Origin of the sequence: Vibrio albus (assembly GCF_003144035.1) — a bacterium.
Classification (GTDB): Bacteria; Pseudomonadota; Gammaproteobacteria; order Enterobacterales; family Vibrionaceae; genus Vibrio; species Vibrio albus.
On sequence record NZ_QFWT01000001.1, the window covers coordinates 189570 to 204253 of the forward strand.

The 14684-nt window shown below is 46.8% G+C and carries 15 protein-coding genes; all 15 read right to left on the reverse strand.

The genetic code is table 11. The annotated features are described in order from the left end of the window. Positions 1-7: 7 nt before the first annotated feature. Positions 8-1222 carry a N4-gp56 family major capsid protein gene (locus DI392_RS00725; RefSeq protein ID WP_109317993.1) on the reverse strand — a complete coding sequence of 405 codons (1215 nt, stop codon included), beginning with the start codon at positions 1220-1222 and terminating at the stop codon, positions 8-10. A 76-nt stretch (positions 1223-1298) separates the two neighbouring features. Beyond that, entirely contained in the window at positions 1299-2270 is a 972-nt protein-coding gene (locus tag DI392_RS00730; RefSeq protein WP_109317994.1) for a hypothetical protein, read from the reverse strand. A 129-nt stretch (positions 2271-2399) separates the two neighbouring features. Then, entirely contained in the window at positions 2400-3305 is a 906-nt protein-coding gene (locus DI392_RS00735; RefSeq protein ID WP_245883890.1) for a Gp49 family protein, read from the reverse strand. 109 nt (positions 3306-3414) lie between these two features. Beyond that, entirely contained in the window at positions 3415-5484 is a 2070-nt protein-coding gene (locus DI392_RS00740; protein WP_109317995.1) for a portal protein, read from the reverse strand. Continuing rightward, positions 5484-7133 carry a terminase large subunit gene (locus tag DI392_RS00745; RefSeq protein WP_109317996.1) on the reverse strand — a complete coding sequence of 550 codons (1650 nt, stop codon included), beginning with the start codon at positions 7131-7133 and terminating at the stop codon, positions 5484-5486. Before DI392_RS00745 ends, DI392_RS00740 begins: the two co-directional genes overlap by 1 nt. A gap of 8 nt (positions 7134-7141) precedes the next feature. Next, positions 7142-7270 carry a hypothetical protein gene (locus DI392_RS19900; RefSeq protein WP_281259809.1) on the reverse strand — a complete coding sequence of 43 codons (129 nt, stop codon included), beginning with the start codon at positions 7268-7270 and terminating at the stop codon, positions 7142-7144. Between the two features lie 3 nt (positions 7271-7273). Beyond that, a complete protein-coding gene (locus DI392_RS00750; protein ID WP_109317997.1) occupies positions 7274-10570 on the reverse strand; it encodes a hypothetical protein in 3297 nt (1098 codons plus the stop codon). A gap of 5 nt (positions 10571-10575) precedes the next feature. Beyond that, positions 10576-11457, reverse strand: a complete 882-nt coding sequence (locus tag DI392_RS00755) for a hypothetical protein (protein WP_109317998.1) — start codon at positions 11455-11457, stop codon at positions 10576-10578. Then, on the reverse strand, positions 11444-11623 hold the full coding sequence (locus tag DI392_RS00760) for a hypothetical protein (RefSeq protein ID WP_109317999.1): 180 nt from the start codon (positions 11621-11623) through the stop codon (positions 11444-11446). Before DI392_RS00760 ends, DI392_RS00755 begins: the two co-directional genes overlap by 14 nt. Then, a complete protein-coding gene (locus tag DI392_RS00765) occupies positions 11616-11816 on the reverse strand; it encodes a DUF7940 domain-containing protein (RefSeq protein ID WP_109318000.1) in 201 nt (66 codons plus the stop codon). The genes DI392_RS00760 and DI392_RS00765 overlap by 8 nt, the downstream gene beginning before the upstream one ends. Positions 11817-11903: 87 nt before the next feature. Then, positions 11904-12188, reverse strand: a complete 285-nt coding sequence (lysC, locus tag DI392_RS19985) for an Rz1-like lysis system protein LysC (protein WP_109318001.1) — start codon at positions 12186-12188, stop codon at positions 11904-11906. Continuing rightward, complete coding sequence (locus DI392_RS19465; protein ID WP_146194515.1) at positions 12097-12432, reverse strand: hypothetical protein; 336 nt, start codon at positions 12430-12432, stop codon at positions 12097-12099. Before DI392_RS19465 ends, lysC begins: the two co-directional genes overlap by 92 nt. Next, positions 12422-12952: a lysozyme gene (locus DI392_RS00775; protein ID WP_109318002.1), complete on the reverse strand. Its 531-nt coding sequence runs from the start codon at positions 12950-12952 to the stop codon at positions 12422-12424. The genes DI392_RS19465 and DI392_RS00775 overlap by 11 nt, the downstream gene beginning before the upstream one ends. Beyond that, a complete protein-coding gene (locus DI392_RS00780) occupies positions 12942-13148 on the reverse strand; it encodes a hypothetical protein (RefSeq protein WP_109318003.1) in 207 nt (68 codons plus the stop codon). Before DI392_RS00780 ends, DI392_RS00775 begins: the two co-directional genes overlap by 11 nt. A gap of 252 nt (positions 13149-13400) precedes the next feature. After that, positions 13401-14651, reverse strand: a complete 1251-nt coding sequence (locus DI392_RS00785) for a tyrosine-type recombinase/integrase (protein ID WP_109318004.1) — start codon at positions 14649-14651, stop codon at positions 13401-13403. Between the last annotated feature and the right edge of the window lie 33 nt (positions 14652-14684).

Below are 14684 nucleotides of genomic sequence, written 5' to 3' on the forward strand. Positions count from 1 at the left end.
TCAGTTATTAATTTGAACTTACCGCTGTATCCAGTGCGATAACGCCGTGATCATTCACACGACCAGACTTATCTTTAAAGCGGATTTTCTTCTCACCATTCATCCAGCCAATGGTGATTTCGGTGCGGTTGCCAGCATCGGTTTTTTCTTCATGGATAGAGAACTGGTTACCGTTCTGAGTTTTGCCCCAAGCGGTTGCAAGAGCCTGGCCACCAAGCAGGATAGCGCGGTCAATGGTAGTCCCAGCCGTTACCTGTGAAACCGTTGCGGCATCATCATTTGCGGAGATATCCACAGTAGAGCCAGTGTTGAAGCGAACCGGAGCCCCTTTGTACTTACGAACAAGGATATTCCCTTTCATGGCACATTCACCGCTAAACACAGGGTGTTTGAAGTTGCGGCCGCGGTTAATTGCTGCTGCAACCAACTGTTGCCAGTCTTTATAAGTGGAGGTCTGAGACCAGTCATACCATTGGCGAGGGGTGACGTTCAGCACATAGAACGGTTCGTCACCCGCTAGCTCATCACCATTAAAGCGAACAGGTTGAAGTGGATGAGCCATCTCTTCCAGATACAGGCTTAGGTTGTCTACAGTTTCCAGACTGAAGACATCCGCCGCATCCAGACCTTCAAAGGTAGTGGAATCACCACCAAAGAAGTGACGGTCATAAGTTGGCGGTAACAGTTCATTGATCATGATATCCGTAAACTCTTCATGATTCCCAAGAGGAATAATCATATTATCCTGAAAGAAATCACCGCGAGCGCCTGCGAGATGGAACGTTGCACGTTGATCTTGCAGGTTGTTAAAGTAAGGGCCAAGAAGTGTGCGGGCTGTCTTACGCAGATCATGCACAGTACGTTGTTGACTCATTTTACCGCCGGCATCCACCTGGTGACGACCCTGGTCAATTTTCAACTCAAAGTCGGTGAAGTCCAGAGACTCACCGCGACCTTCGATTTTTCGGTCACCCATTGTCGGGCGTTTAGATAGATTGTGAACAATCTGCATATCAACGGTATCACCCGCTGACTTACTCAGATCAGAGATACGCACAATAGGTGCATGCGGTGATGTTTGTCGCTCGGTTTTTTTATCACCTTTAGCAACTTTCGGAGCTTCTTCGGTGAACATATTCACAAAGGAGCGATTCTGCTGTGACGCAGTAAAGAGCGCGGCCTGTTGGATTCTTCGGGCCTGCGCTGGGGTAATAGTTGTCATAACTAAATTCTCCAAACAAAAAGCCCTGCCTTAACCGGCGGGGCTTTTTAAACGATTTGGCGTCTACACGCCGGAATTAGGTGTCAAATTCAGAAAGAAGGGCTTCAATTTGAGCTGGGTTCATTCCAGAGAAAACCGCCTCGATATCAGCATCACTGCCAGATTCAAGAATTTCCCGGTTAGACCGCTGGTGCGTGGTTGTCTGCCCCACTTCTGAAGGCGAATTTGGCAAGGCATCGCTGAGATTATCCTCTTCCTGTTTCGCCTTTTGCTTTGCGTCTGCTTCTTGCTGCTTAGTAGCCTGAGCAGTTTGCTCTTTCACTACTTTCGCCACTTCCGCGAAACGTTCAGCTAATGGCTTGTCTTGCCATTTCGGATCGGTCTGCAATTGGTCATCAACTTCGATTGCTTTATTCCAAAGATCGCCGCCTTCTTTCTTCCAACCACTTAGGTCGCTATTCTCCGCAATAGCATCGGCTACCGGATTTGACGGCTCTTGTGGCTGGCTGGATTGTTCAACCTTGCTTGGCTGTTCAAACGTATTAACTTTGGCTACGAGGCCACGAATTACCTTTCCGATATCTGGGTAGTCATCGGCTAAGGCATCTAACTGTTCATCAGTTACTTTAAAGTTTTCCGGTAGGTCTGCTGGATCAACGCCTAACTCTTCAAGCTGCTTATTGCGAAGTTCGAATAGACGCTCTTTGTCCTGCCAGCCTGATTTCTCAGCCTGCAGTTCTTCAAGCTGCTGCTGCAATTGCTTATTCGCTTCACGTTGCTGCTCAAGAACGTCATAAGGGATAATGTTCTCGCCATCTTTGGCCTGTACCCCTTTAGGTGTTTCATCCTCACCCGACTCTTCTGCTTCTTCCTCTGAAGACGCCGACTCTTCAGTGTTATCGACTGTAGGTTCATCAGTAGTAGTCGTTTTAGTTTCAGGTTCTGCTGCGTCATCAATCTCCAACTCGTCAGTTTCGAGTTGATCGAGCATTGCCTCAATTTCTTCTGGTGTTTCGTTACCGGTTAGTTCGAAGTCTTCTAGACTCATATTGCTTTCTCTCCTGTGTAGACGTATCGCTGTCTGTGCGCTCGGTAGCTCTCGTAAAAGCCACCTGACTCACAGGCATAAAAAAACCGGAAGCGTTAGCCTCCGGTTATTCATTGGTTTGACTCGTTATTAAATGATATTGCGCTCAGCAAACACTTCTTTATTACAGTGGTAAATATCACTTTCAGTCAGGAATACCACGTAGTCGCCAGCCTTAACCGGCTCATGATATGCAAAGGTGTAATCAATACCACCAATTTTGATTTTCATTCTGCCTGACGATTCTGACGAACCAACTAATGGTTCAAAAAAGTCATCAACCCGAATCTGATAAGCCTCTCTTATTGTCGGCTTACTTTCATAAAACCTGAAGCCTGGGCGATTGCTTTCTTTTGACTGGATTTCTTCTTCATCAAAGCAAATAGACGGATTACTGGTAGCTCCCGTTACCTTCGGTAGATAACCTTCCAACTCCCAAAGCTTATTGGTCGCATTCTGAATGCAGCGTTCTTTAGCATATTTTTGACCATCCGCTTCATTGAAGTTATTCGGGTCCACGCAGGCAGATTCACCATAGCCAACTTTAAAACCATTTGGCAGATAAGCCCAACAGCCAGTCACTGTTGTGTCTTCAACACGAGCGAACTTGAATTCCAATGAAGCGACCAATGCATCAATATGGGATTTCTCGACTTTGGTCTGCGGCTCCATCTCACCAAACATGATATAGCCGCTTTCAAAGGCATCTTTCGGACTAACAGAAACATAGTCATCAGAATACAGCACCAGGTAATCACCCACCCTTGGCGTATACCGGGCAATCATATCCAGAGTCAGCGAATACGGAGCGTGAATACTTTCATCCATAGGGTCAGCGATAGTGATATCCATACCATTATCAACGTGACCGATAGCGATAATACGTGCAGCCTTAACTTCCTTGGTGCAGAGGTAGTCACGCATAAAGTTCGAGATATGAACCATACCTTCAGGCTCTGAACCCAAAGCCACTGCTAACACACTTTTAACTGTCATTTTTCAATTCCTGAATTGCGCCCAATAAAAAACCCCGCCTAAAAAGGCAGGGTTTCGCACGATGGGGAAATTGTGAACTAGTTTTCGGCAGAAAGCAATTCTGAGTTACTTACAACGCTATCGCATCAATTTGCTGCTGTAGGTTCTGCTCAAACTGCCCTCTCATTACGGTAATTTCTTGGGTTAGCTGTTCCATCTTTTTCAGGATCATGGCGGTTTCAGCCTGCTTCTTGGCGTCATCATAGCGCTGGCCATCAGCACCGGCTTTAACTTTAGCTGCTTCGGCTTCCAGCTTTTCAACCTTTGCAGACATTTCACGCATAGCCAGAGCCATTTGCTCTTGTTCCTGCTGCTTCTGCGCCATGAATGCCTGCTGTTCTTCCGGCGTCATATCTTCCTGGTCTTTCGGGATATTCAGTGCACCGCGAACTCGCTCCATAAATTCAGGCTTATTCGGAATGTCGGATAACTCAGCCACCAGGTCGATAACTGCGGCCTGTACCTGTGGTGGTAACTGAGCGGTCAGTTTCATCATGCGATCGGCAAGCTGAGACTTATACGCTGTAGTCTGTTGAATTGGTGCCAGAGTGATGTGAGCACGAAGCCGGGTAATATCGTTCGTTAAGCCTTCTTCGGTTTCCTGATTAATGACAACGGTCTTACGCTTATGGACATCATCCCGGTTAATCACTATCTCCCGGTTCCGGTGAACCTTCATATCTTCGAGAATGTAACCTAGCAGCAATTCCCCGACCAACTGACAACCAAAGCGGTAGTTATCATTTATCTCAGCCAGAGTCGTTGCGCCCTGCTCAACAAGGTTAGCAATGGCAACCCCTGAATCCGCACCACCTTCCTGCCCCAAGAATGCAGAGTAAATCCCCATGGTATCCTGAATGAGCTTCATGGATTCCTGCATTACGGTGAATTGCTGAGCTGCCACGTTGAAATCTTGTTGAACCTGAAGCGCTTCGGATATCGTTTTCTTATTTCGTCTATCCGGATTCAGTTTAATCAGGCCATCAGCACGTTCAACCTCTTCCAATACCTGCTTTGTAGTCATATTGGTGGCATCTTCATCCATGATCACCCGTTTAGCCTGCAGCAGCCAGGTAAGCTTAATCCTACGCAGGTTCACTTCGTTCTGAGCGGGAATTGCCCGGGCAATCAATCCATACGGCTCGCCGTTACTGTCCTTCCGGTAACCAAAGAACGGCACAATTGGATACATACCATTGGGAGCCTGACACTCACGGTCACCTAAATGATGAGGGCCAGCAAACCAGCTTTCATAGATTTTACTGACAGAAGCGTTTTCAAGTTGAGCTTTACCCAGCGCTAACGCTACCTGATGCGGAATAAAATCAGACTTGTACTGAATCACCCGGCCGTTACCAAACCTTAGCACCATCATTCGCTCATATTTACGGATATAGATGATCTGCAGTTTAATCCGCTTCCGGTTCTGGCTGAGATATTCGGTCTGCTCCCGGGTCCAGCTGTTGTACTCTTCCCATGCACTCACCAGTAGTGGATCCTGACCATCAACCAGCTCCGTATCCACAAACCCTTTGAAGTCATTCGCTGCCAGATCCAACACCTTAGCTTTATTCGGCACCAGTGACGTAAGCTCATCAATATCAATCCAGCGCTGACGCATTACCCAGCGACAATCTGACCAGTCTGCTTCGTTAGAAAACCAGTCCCAGTAGATTTCATCCCTTGGCACATTCTTCACTTTGTATCGTGGACCAAAAGGATCTGGATTTCGATAAGCCTCTACAAACCCGATTCCACATTTAATCTGATTCGAATACGCATCTGAACGAGCCTTATCCAGCCTAGCTAATCGAGCTGCATCCGAGAACTCAGCATTAACCGCCTCGGCTAACGTTTCCATCTGTTCGTCTGGGTCATCGGCCATCACCATCAAATCAGTCCGGGTCTTGGCTTCCATCCCCAACACGCCATCAATGGCCGGAGCGACCAGATTGTGCATGGTTTCCGGCTGGCCTCTATCCCGCAGCACTTCGACCACTTCTGCAGGTAACTGGTCCCCATCGTAATAGGCATGAGCCATTTTAGCTTTGCTGCGCCAGTTCGGCTGACCATCAATATCAGACAACAAATCCAGCAGCTTATCTTGGTCTACTATTTTCTTTTTCAGTGCAACGGTCATTAGTGCGCCATCCAGTGTTTTTTATCTCGTGATGAATCGTCTTTCTTCGGTCTTGCTGGCATTCTTGCTCTCATTTCCTGAGCAATCATGTAGCTCATGAGCTGGTCATCAAAGCAGCCGGTTTGGGCATTCATGCTGCCTTTTTTGTCGTAAACGTAGGTGTGGACTTCAGAAGCGGTACCAATCCAGCGGATCCCGGAAATTCCGTTCTTGAGTAAAGTTTTAAAGCCTTCAGTGAGGATAGGCTTGCTATGCTTAGTGGTTAGCCAGCCTAGCTTAACGGTTTCGTCTTCATCTTCCCGGTCAATGTACTGCTCGGCGTAAATTCGGCTACCTGGATAGATGTCTTTCAGAGCCAGGATAAAGGCGTGACCATGGTTATTACGCTCAGGACCAATAAACGCTTTGTTGTACCAGGTGCCGATATGCTTGGCTAAATGCGCCAAGAGCTCGACATCGATATGACCAAACCAATGAGCCACCTGCTCGCCTGTGGATTTCTTCACGACATCGATACTGGATCTGTCCCCATGTTCCAAACCTTCCGCAATATCCACACCTATGGCGTAGTCTTCCTCTTCGTCCGGCAGCTCCCATATCAGCAACATGTTATGAAGGGTTTTCTGGCCTTTCTCATCCAGTTTATCCGGCTTCGCTGCTTTGGTTTTATTGCCGGTCATTGGTTCCATATCGTAAACAATCAACGGAGCTTCGCAGTCAGCCTCGGCATTCATGGCATCAATCGCATTGAATACCCGGCGACCAGAAACCAAAAACGCCTCAAGTGGCGTTGATGGGAATTCCTGCTTCATTTCTTCGCCCTGGTCGGCTTCTTTGAGCACGTACCACTGCTTTTGCTCATCATCCAGAGGTCTGCCCATCGATTTCTCAACAGCAGCAAAATACTCCTTATGAACTTTTCCGAGCACTAAACCACGCTTAGGAACCGGTGAGCGATACTTTGGGTCTTGCCACCATGCAAAGAAGTGGAACTTCCATTCAAGCTTTGAAAGGTCAACGCCACCTCGGCCCAGCTCCATAGCTCGCATACACATGGAGTGATAGTCACCGCCGACACCTTCAGCGGTGGATTCAATAAAGGCGATACAGTCTTCATGAATGGCGTTTAAGGTACCGGTTCTTACTTCCTTTGCCTTCTCCGGATACTTCGCACATATCTTCCCATGCTCAGAAATATGCAGGCGCTGAACCGTACCAGAACGAAACGATGTGGCCACCTGAATGCTTGAGCCATGTTCAAAAAAAATCGCGCCTCCTGTTGAACCGGAACGGCGCGACTTAATCTTGAATCTGGACTTTAACCAGGGTGGTAAGTTATCGAAGGGTATTTCTATCTTTGTCCTGAATATTTCACCGGCTGCATTTTTATCCTGAGCAATAATCCCGCATTTCAGGTTGTCGTTAAACAAGGACTCATCCAGCAGGTAGATATCAATCGCGGTAGAGAACCCTATCTGCCTCGCTTTCAGAATGATGTTGAGGTACCACATCATTTGAAACAATAGCTTTTGCGCTGGCCTTAAACGAAAACGAACAAGTTTCCCCTGTTCGTTTTCTATCATGTAGAGGTTGTCTAAGCGCCACCATTTGTCTGATAGGTGGGCTTTGATGATGTCGGTTTCTTGCATCTAGACTACTACGCATCAAGTATATTTAGTTCAATCATCTTCAAGCGGCGCGGTGAGGCGCTGGAAGATAGCTCCAGAGTGATGAATTTGTCGTCGTTCGTGGCACTGGCGTGGTATTGAGTTAAAGCTTCTGACATAGATTAACTCCACGTTTCATCATTCACGGTACCATCGCCAGAAATTCTCGCTGGTGAGCCACTGTCTTTATGATCAAACAGATTGGTCAGACCCGCTTCGGCATTGATAGATGCATCCGTACAGTCTTTGGTTCTGGTGTTATACAGGTTTAAAATGCCATCATCCTTAAGCACACTAAAGCCAACCCGACAGCGTTCAACCAAAACATTGTGAGCATTACACACCGTGTAATGGCCATCGTCTTGAACATCATTGACAACCGCAATGCCACCCTCTCGATCGTTCTCCCAGCCACAATCCCGAACATGAGCATGTCGAATGGTTTCTTCTGCCCCTTGTGCCGGTGCAAAACCGGTAGAGCCGCAGAATTCAAACAGACCACCATCAACCGAACCATGAGATTGCTCATGGATAGAACGGCCATCATCAAACGCCCAGGCTGAATAAGGGTCGATAGAATGACTAACTGAGGCCACATTGGTATAACCATCGTCACGCGGTGTCTCTACCACTGTATTATGACAGTTCCAGTTATCATTTGACGCACCGATGACACTGCAATAACGGTCCTCACCATGCGTCTTGTCAATGGAAAAACCATCACCTGGCGAACCTATATTCATCACGCTATCCAGATAAAATCGGCCTGCAGCATCCATTTTCAACCCAGCAAACTCATAGGTAAGATTAACTATAGTCACATCATGCTGAGGACCTAAGTTTTTAACACTGTACCCGTCAGGAATAATGACGGTCATGGTTAGCGGGTCAATATCCGTAATGGCGTTGACATACAACGTAGTGGTTGCCAAATCGTAAAACCAACTCGGATCAGTGGCCGATTCCAGAAGTTCCAGGCTTAAGACCGGCTTGAAAATATAATGCGGACTAATATGGGACCGCCCTCGGTGCAATGGATGACGCACATCAGATGTAATTGCGTGAAATGGAATGCTTTTCCCAAACACGAAACCACACGGATTCGACTCATCCCATAGGGCTGGCTGAATGGACGACGTGGCTTCATATACGTTGGTGTATCCATCAGAGGCCAGAAATCCGCCGATCTCTACCCCTTGCCGGCAAACTGGAATTGCACTCGTGTCGGCAATAACTTCCACGCCAGATTTAAACAAACGTCCATCAACAGAAAGGGCATCACCGGAATAAATTCCGTCCATCACAATGATTTTATGCGCTCCTTTCGCCATCGCAGCCGCCACACTAGCCACCGGATGGTCTTTACTGCCTAAATTAGTATTATCTCCCTCGGTGCTGACATATACCGGGCGTCGGTGCATGATGATTTCCGGGGTGAATGGAGTGAACTTATTCCCCGCTTCACGGATGAACATTTTCCCGACTACCACCCCTGATCCGTTGGGAAATACAGCCATTTGCAGACTTATACAATTATCAGCAATTGGCTTATCCGTAACCACCACATCTTCGGATTCCCCCGAATAGACCTGATTAACATCAAACTCAATGCGATAGTCTCCATTTCCATCGGACAAGTCACGAATTTCATCACCATTGGCGTCAAGTTGTTGGACCAATACCCTAGCACTATCAGACTGAGCATAAAAAACGGTGCAACCCGCATTAAACGTATCACCACTGATACGATCTCGTTTTACTCTCGGCCCTTTATAAGCACCAGAAGTATTGTCATCGTCGGCCACCAATACCCTGCTGCCATTGTTTAGATTCGCTGTATATAAATCTCCGGTACCAGCATCTGAATAGTCATCAGCAAGATCAATGTCATCTAACAAGTTTGGATAAGTAAATGCAGCAGAGGAATCCAATACGTCATTAACCTCAGTAATTCTGTCCAGGATTGAATCCCGTCGATAACTGGCAACATCCCCCTCAACAATAGCAATATCTGACACATAAAAATCAGAATACACATCAATGCAAATGGTTATATGGTTGGTGCTATCATCTAGTTCGATTGAGTTAAACACAAAATCCTGATACTCATCCCAGCCAACAGCTTCCAGAGTTAACGTTTCCCTGGTCACTTCTTCACTGTTATCAGTCGTCGCGTATTGGATTAGCAAGATCCGACCGGCTAACGTCGGCGTAGACCGTTTTTCGCACCGAATGGCCACACTGAAAATGGAACTGTCAAACTCATTAGCAGAGATAGGCTTTGAATAACAGGCGGTTTCAGTAAAGTGCAAACAAACCCGGTTGTTAATCAATGCTGTTTCTGGCGTATATGTGGACCAGTATTTATCCGGGTGTGCGTTAAACCAATCCTTATAGATATTCGGTAATATTTCTGCCAAATAGTCACCGTTTGCCGTGCTTTTTAATACGGTTAACTCATAATCAACATCATCGGAACGGCTCTCCAAAACTTCCGTTCTCTCATGCGTATCAACAATCAAATTAGGCAGGCGGAAGATGGGGTTATCACCCTCAACCAAACACATCGAATGAAAACTAACTGATTGTGATAATTCACTGGTATCTGCAAAGTATATTTTAATATCAACATACTGAGTGGAAGCGTTCAACGTTAAGGCAGTCAGTTCAAAATATTCATTGGAAACCGCCGTTGTTCTCCCTGTCAGTATGGCGTTATCTGACAGAATGTCGAACGACGAATCTCGCTCAATCAGTGCTATTTCTCCAGTGGTTCCAGCAGGAGCATTCGCAACCATGAGCGAGGTAGAAACGACTCCAGATGAAAATACAGAAGCATCGAAACGATAGTAACCATACAAGACGCCTGTTTCGTCTGAATCCAGCGTCAAACAGGATACTCCATTAATTTTTGAAGCTGATGCCGTTCCGGTGACGACCGATGGCAACTCGGTGCCAACTAACTGTTCTAGGCTAAACTGATTGGGCTGTCCTAAATGCAACGCGTTAGAGATGGAAGAGTCCGCCGCCGCTTGAACCGCCGTCTTTAATGGGTCGTACGGACTTTTTGACCATACCTCATTGTTATAACCGTAATAACCATTGTAATCCGTTTCATCATTCCAGACTTTGGCGATAGGATAACATCCATTTGCATCAGCCGTTGGCGTGTAAGCATCCAGCGCCGCTTTAGTTTCAAATGCAATCGACTCTTCGGCTAATGATTCCATTGCCGCCTCTACTCTTTGCAGAGATTCATACGCAGCCAAGGCATAAGTAGAATCACCATTACTCGCCACTGATAACGCTTGCTGCGTGGCCGCTTTAAGCGTGGCGTATTGCTCCAACAGGTCCATTGTCTGTGTCATCAGGTCTTGAACGGACGTTTGCAGCGCTGTTATATCGGTAGTATCAACCATTATTTTTAACTCTCACTCATTAACCCAGATTTACCCATGGATTGAATTTCAGCAACGATATCGCTGATTGGCGTATCGTCTGCTTTGCCTTTGTTCTGTAGTTCGTCAGCTTCAAGCCCCAGTTTGCGTGAAGCGTTTTTGATTCGTTTGGTGTCCTGAACAATCTTTTCTCTGGTCACCACATCAATACCTAAGTTGGATAGCGTTTTCGTTATTGACTCAATACGCGCCGTAAGAACATCAATTCGGTTCTCAGTTTTCTGGTAGCTGTCATACAGAGAAATTTTCTCCTCCATAGCAGTGGCGTTCTGCAGGTCTTCTGAAATCTTACCGAGATATTCAATACCCGCCTGAAGCCGGGTTCTCGTCAATATCAGCTCATCTTCCAGCGTGGCACACTCGCTAAAATCAAACATCGCCTGCTTAGACTCAGGAAAGTACCTGGCATAAATCCCCCCCTTCCTTCTCAGCTGATTCCCTGGTTCAAACGAGCAACTCGGTTCAGGATTACCACTATTCCCAACCGACAGAGAATGCCCAGGCTTAAACCTTCCGGCCGCATCCCTTTCCGCCATGTTGCGATCCTTTGGATCGGTAGGCGTGGAGTTTGGGCTGTCTGATTTGTTTTTCTGTAAGTTTTTTGTCGAACTCTTTTTCTTATCTGAATTTTTCCGACCCTGCGCAGTTTGCGCATTTTTACCGCGCGGTTTCCCCTTTTGCGCAGATTGCGCACTGTCGTTTTGCGCAATTTTGCGCACCTTAATGTGCCTTCGTGCAGTCTGATAATTCAGGCCTTTCTTGTCACACCAGTCCTTTGCGCTGGTCCCGTACCGCTCATGGTCACGTTCAAACTGTTTCTGTAATGCCGCCCAGTCATTCTTTGCCATGTTTGATAGATAACTCTCTGCTTAACTCACCTTCCACAACCCAATCACCGATAATTGGTTTATGCGAAGTTCTTACTGTGATGATTCTACCCGAATGAATAACGACTCTGGCACTCTTGCCGTTATAGCCAACAATCCCGGTTACTTTCCCTGTTCTGTTACTCATCCGCTAATGCCGATTGCGGCCACACGCGAAGAATAGCGATAACAACCATCAGTACGGCGTTTACTGTCGCATAAGTTACCGGGCTAATGCTCATCTGAAAGAACGGAAGGAAAATAAGAACTACGTTTAACAGGGCTGCAATTACAGCGGCTTTGAATGACCAGCGTTTCCACGCTTCAGAGAATTTCATCATCTTGCGTTACTCCTTAAACATAATCGAGGCCCATCCGAAAATGAGCCTCTGTTATGCCAAAGTTATTTAATGCGCTATTCACTGTTGCTAACCAGAGTCTTCCCTCTGCTTTCGCCATTTCAGGTACTCATCAGCCTGAGTGGCGCACTCACCCAGCGCTGATTTCAATTTAGGGATATCTTCTGTCACCACTTCTGGCCAGGTGCCGATTACCGCAGGCTTCTCACAGGGAACGACTAACCCAGCAGGCGGTAAGATATATTCTGTCTGGACAACAGTCTCAGTAGGGCTCGCGCAGCTGGTCAGTAATGGACTGAGGAATAGTGCACTGGATATTGCGTATATCGTCTTTAAGGTTCTTGATGGTTTCATTTAACTTACTCTTCTCCTTGGCTGAGCGAATGGCTCTTTCGGTAAGAAGCTGGTCCATGTATTCACGGTCTGCAGAGAATTGATTGATGATGTTGGCCTGCATAGTGGATTGCAGTTTTGATTGAGCTAACCGGGTTGTTAGATCGTCGTTCTTGTCACTGAGTGATTTAACCTGATAACCCATCACAGCAATAACGGCCAGAACTGCCGCAAAAACGCCGAAAGTCAGGAATCTATAAATCACTTAACACCTGCTTATCGGTTTCAGCGTGACCCAGTAACTTCAACGCTTCTTTCACTGATAACTCGCCGGTACACAGCCGAGTCTCGATGTCCCGGCGGACCACTATCCCGTAGCAATTATTCTCTTCCAGGCGACAATCCCGTCCCGCCGCATACACCCAGCGGTTAAACTCACTGCAGGCATCCTGTTTGTTTTTGAGCTTCTTGTAGAGCGTGGACCGCTTTAAGGCATTGGTGCCGAGGTTATAGGTGAAATCCAGCGTGGCGATATGAACGTTTGGGGATAGCTGGTAATTAAGCGCTTCTAAGGGCTCATTGTGATAGCTGAGTGAGACAGCCAGTAATTGAGCACATTGCATATCCGTAAAGTTATCGTTCTGCCGGATCCCTTCTGTTTCGCCATAGCAGGCGGTAAGAACACCGCCGATATCCTGATAAGGCTCGTTCCTTAACCCTTCAAATGTGCCAGTTACCGCGATAGCGCCAAACAGAACCGAGCCGATGAGTTTGTTATACCTCATCGATATTAACTCCCTTATCCCGGGCGATCCTCTCGATTTCTTTCTTGTGACGGTAGTTGATTACCAGCATGGCAATACCCAGTATCAGGCTGCTGATGAACTGCCACCATTCTATCGATAGCGCAGACAAAAACGCCCCACAGCCACTGATAAGGTAAACTATGTAAGCCGTAAACTTATCAAGCATATCTCTCATTACTCACACCCAAATTGCGCGCATAAAAAAAGCCCCGTCTTTTGGACGAGGCTTTACATGATGGGTAGATTTTGAACCACTTTTCGGCAGAAAGCAATTCTGGTTGAAGAGGCTGAAGAGATGCGTCCAGATTTGGACACATCTATTTTAACCACAAATCCAGAAGACATATTGAATCATCAATGGGGAAATAATAAATAATTATTGTCCTCTGTGATAAAACCGAAAAAGCAGCCTAATGCCTTTTGGTATCTAGGCTGCGCTCTTGTCAGTCATTCTCTCTATCTCGGTAATATCTCGGACTAGATGCGTTTTTAAAAAGTCATTCTCAGCAATAAACCAGTCGTGATACTGAGCTAAAGCCTGGCTTTTCTGCTTCTCAGCAAAAGTATGAATATAAGCCTGGTCAAGCTTGCTCATGGTGTGGTTTAACAGCATTTCGCCGACCATGTAATCAATACCCAAATCCATCCAGGCAGTACGTGCTGCTTTCCTCAGGGAATGACTCCGCCACTCGCCACCGCTAACATCGCGGATCCATTCATTTGCCACATTATTATTGATAGGCCCTCGCTTAGGTTGATTCGGAAACAGGAACGCCCCGGCGTAACCCTGCTCTTTTTGCCACTGTCGGTATGATCTCAGAATATTAATAGCCAGCTGAGTTAACGGTAACTCATGCGCTCGTTTGGTTTTCGTATTCTTAGCCGGGATATGCCAGCGTTCAGTTTCAAAACTAATCTGTTCCCACTTTGCTACACGGGTTTCACCAATACGGGTACCATGCAGCAGCATCAACAAGCTAAGAATCTGACCCGGCTTAGCTGCAGACTCGATCTGATGCAACACATCCGGGATCTGATGCGGATGAATCTCTGTCGTTTTCGCGGAAATACTCTGGTCAATAAAATCACTGAACTGATACCCCGCAATTGGATTAACAACGATATGCTTTAACTTATGGGCACGCTTCATTGCCTGCTTCAGCACATTCCAGACAGAACGAACCGTCGCATTGGAATAGTTTTCCTGCATTGCCCAAAACAGCAGTTCATCCAGCTCGGCGTGGTTCACATCCTCAAGGCTGAGTGAGCCAATGCGGGGAAGTAAATGCCGGTTAATCGCCCATCGGATAGTACTGCGCCGGGAACGCCCAAGGTTTCTGTCCGTCTTGCTACGGTCCCGATACCAGCACAGCAGATCAGCCACACTCGTGAGCTCATCGGTCACAGTCTCTATTTCAGGATCGGTCACTAACCGTGATTCAATATCAGGCAGTTTATTGACCACATCTTTGGTTTTTAATTGAGGCCAGTTGCCAATCTTCCTCCAAACCTCACGCCCTTTAACGCATTTGTACAAATACCAACTGCCGGTTTGACGATCTTTGCCATACCGAAACCGCAGGCTATATCTGGGATCTCGCAGCTGAGTAACTTCTTCATTGGCAGAAAGCCGGCGAATTGCAGAATCGGAAAAACTGACGACATGAGTAGCCATCATTCACCTCCATTGGAATAGAGAAACAGAAACAGG

Bases quoted from the DNA above. Each gene is read 5' to 3' on its own strand.
- DI392_RS00725 (WP_109317993.1), bottom strand. From the start codon at position 1,222: ATGACAACTATTACCCCAGCGCAGGCCCGAAGAATCCAACAGGCCGCG.
- DI392_RS00730 (WP_109317994.1), bottom strand. From the start codon at position 2,270: ATGAGTCTAGAAGACTTCGAACTAACCGGTAACGAAACACCAGAAGAA.
- DI392_RS00735 (WP_245883890.1), bottom strand. From the start codon at position 3,305: ATGACAGTTAAAAGTGTGTTAGCAGTGGCTTTGGGTTCAGAGCCTGAA.
- DI392_RS00740 (WP_109317995.1), bottom strand. From the start codon at position 5,484: ATGACCGTTGCACTGAAAAAGAAAATAGTAGACCAAGATAAGCTGCTG.
- DI392_RS00745 (WP_109317996.1), bottom strand. From the start codon at position 7,133: ATGCAAGAAACCGACATCATCAAAGCCCACCTATCAGACAAATGGTGG.
- DI392_RS19900 (WP_281259809.1), bottom strand. From the start codon at position 7,270: ATGTCAGAAGCTTTAACTCAATACCACGCCAGTGCCACGAACGACGAC.
- DI392_RS00750 (WP_109317997.1), bottom strand. From the start codon at position 10,570: ATGGTTGATACTACCGATATAACAGCGCTGCAAACGTCCGTTCAAGAC.
- DI392_RS00755 (WP_109317998.1), bottom strand. From the start codon at position 11,457: ATGGCAAAGAATGACTGGGCGGCATTACAGAAACAGTTTGAACGTGAC.
- DI392_RS00760 (WP_109317999.1), bottom strand. From the start codon at position 11,623: ATGAGTAACAGAACAGGGAAAGTAACCGGGATTGTTGGCTATAACGGC.
- DI392_RS00765 (WP_109318000.1), bottom strand. From the start codon at position 11,816: ATGATGAAATTCTCTGAAGCGTGGAAACGCTGGTCATTCAAAGCCGCT.
- lysC (WP_109318001.1), bottom strand. From the start codon at position 12,188: ATGAAACCATCAAGAACCTTAAAGACGATATACGCAATATCCAGTGCA.
- DI392_RS00775 (WP_109318002.1), bottom strand. From the start codon at position 12,952: ATGAGGTATAACAAACTCATCGGCTCGGTTCTGTTTGGCGCTATCGCG.
- DI392_RS00780 (WP_109318003.1), bottom strand. From the start codon at position 13,148: ATGAGAGATATGCTTGATAAGTTTACGGCTTACATAGTTTACCTTATC.
- DI392_RS00785 (WP_109318004.1), bottom strand. From the start codon at position 14,651: ATGATGGCTACTCATGTCGTCAGTTTTTCCGATTCTGCAATTCGCCGG.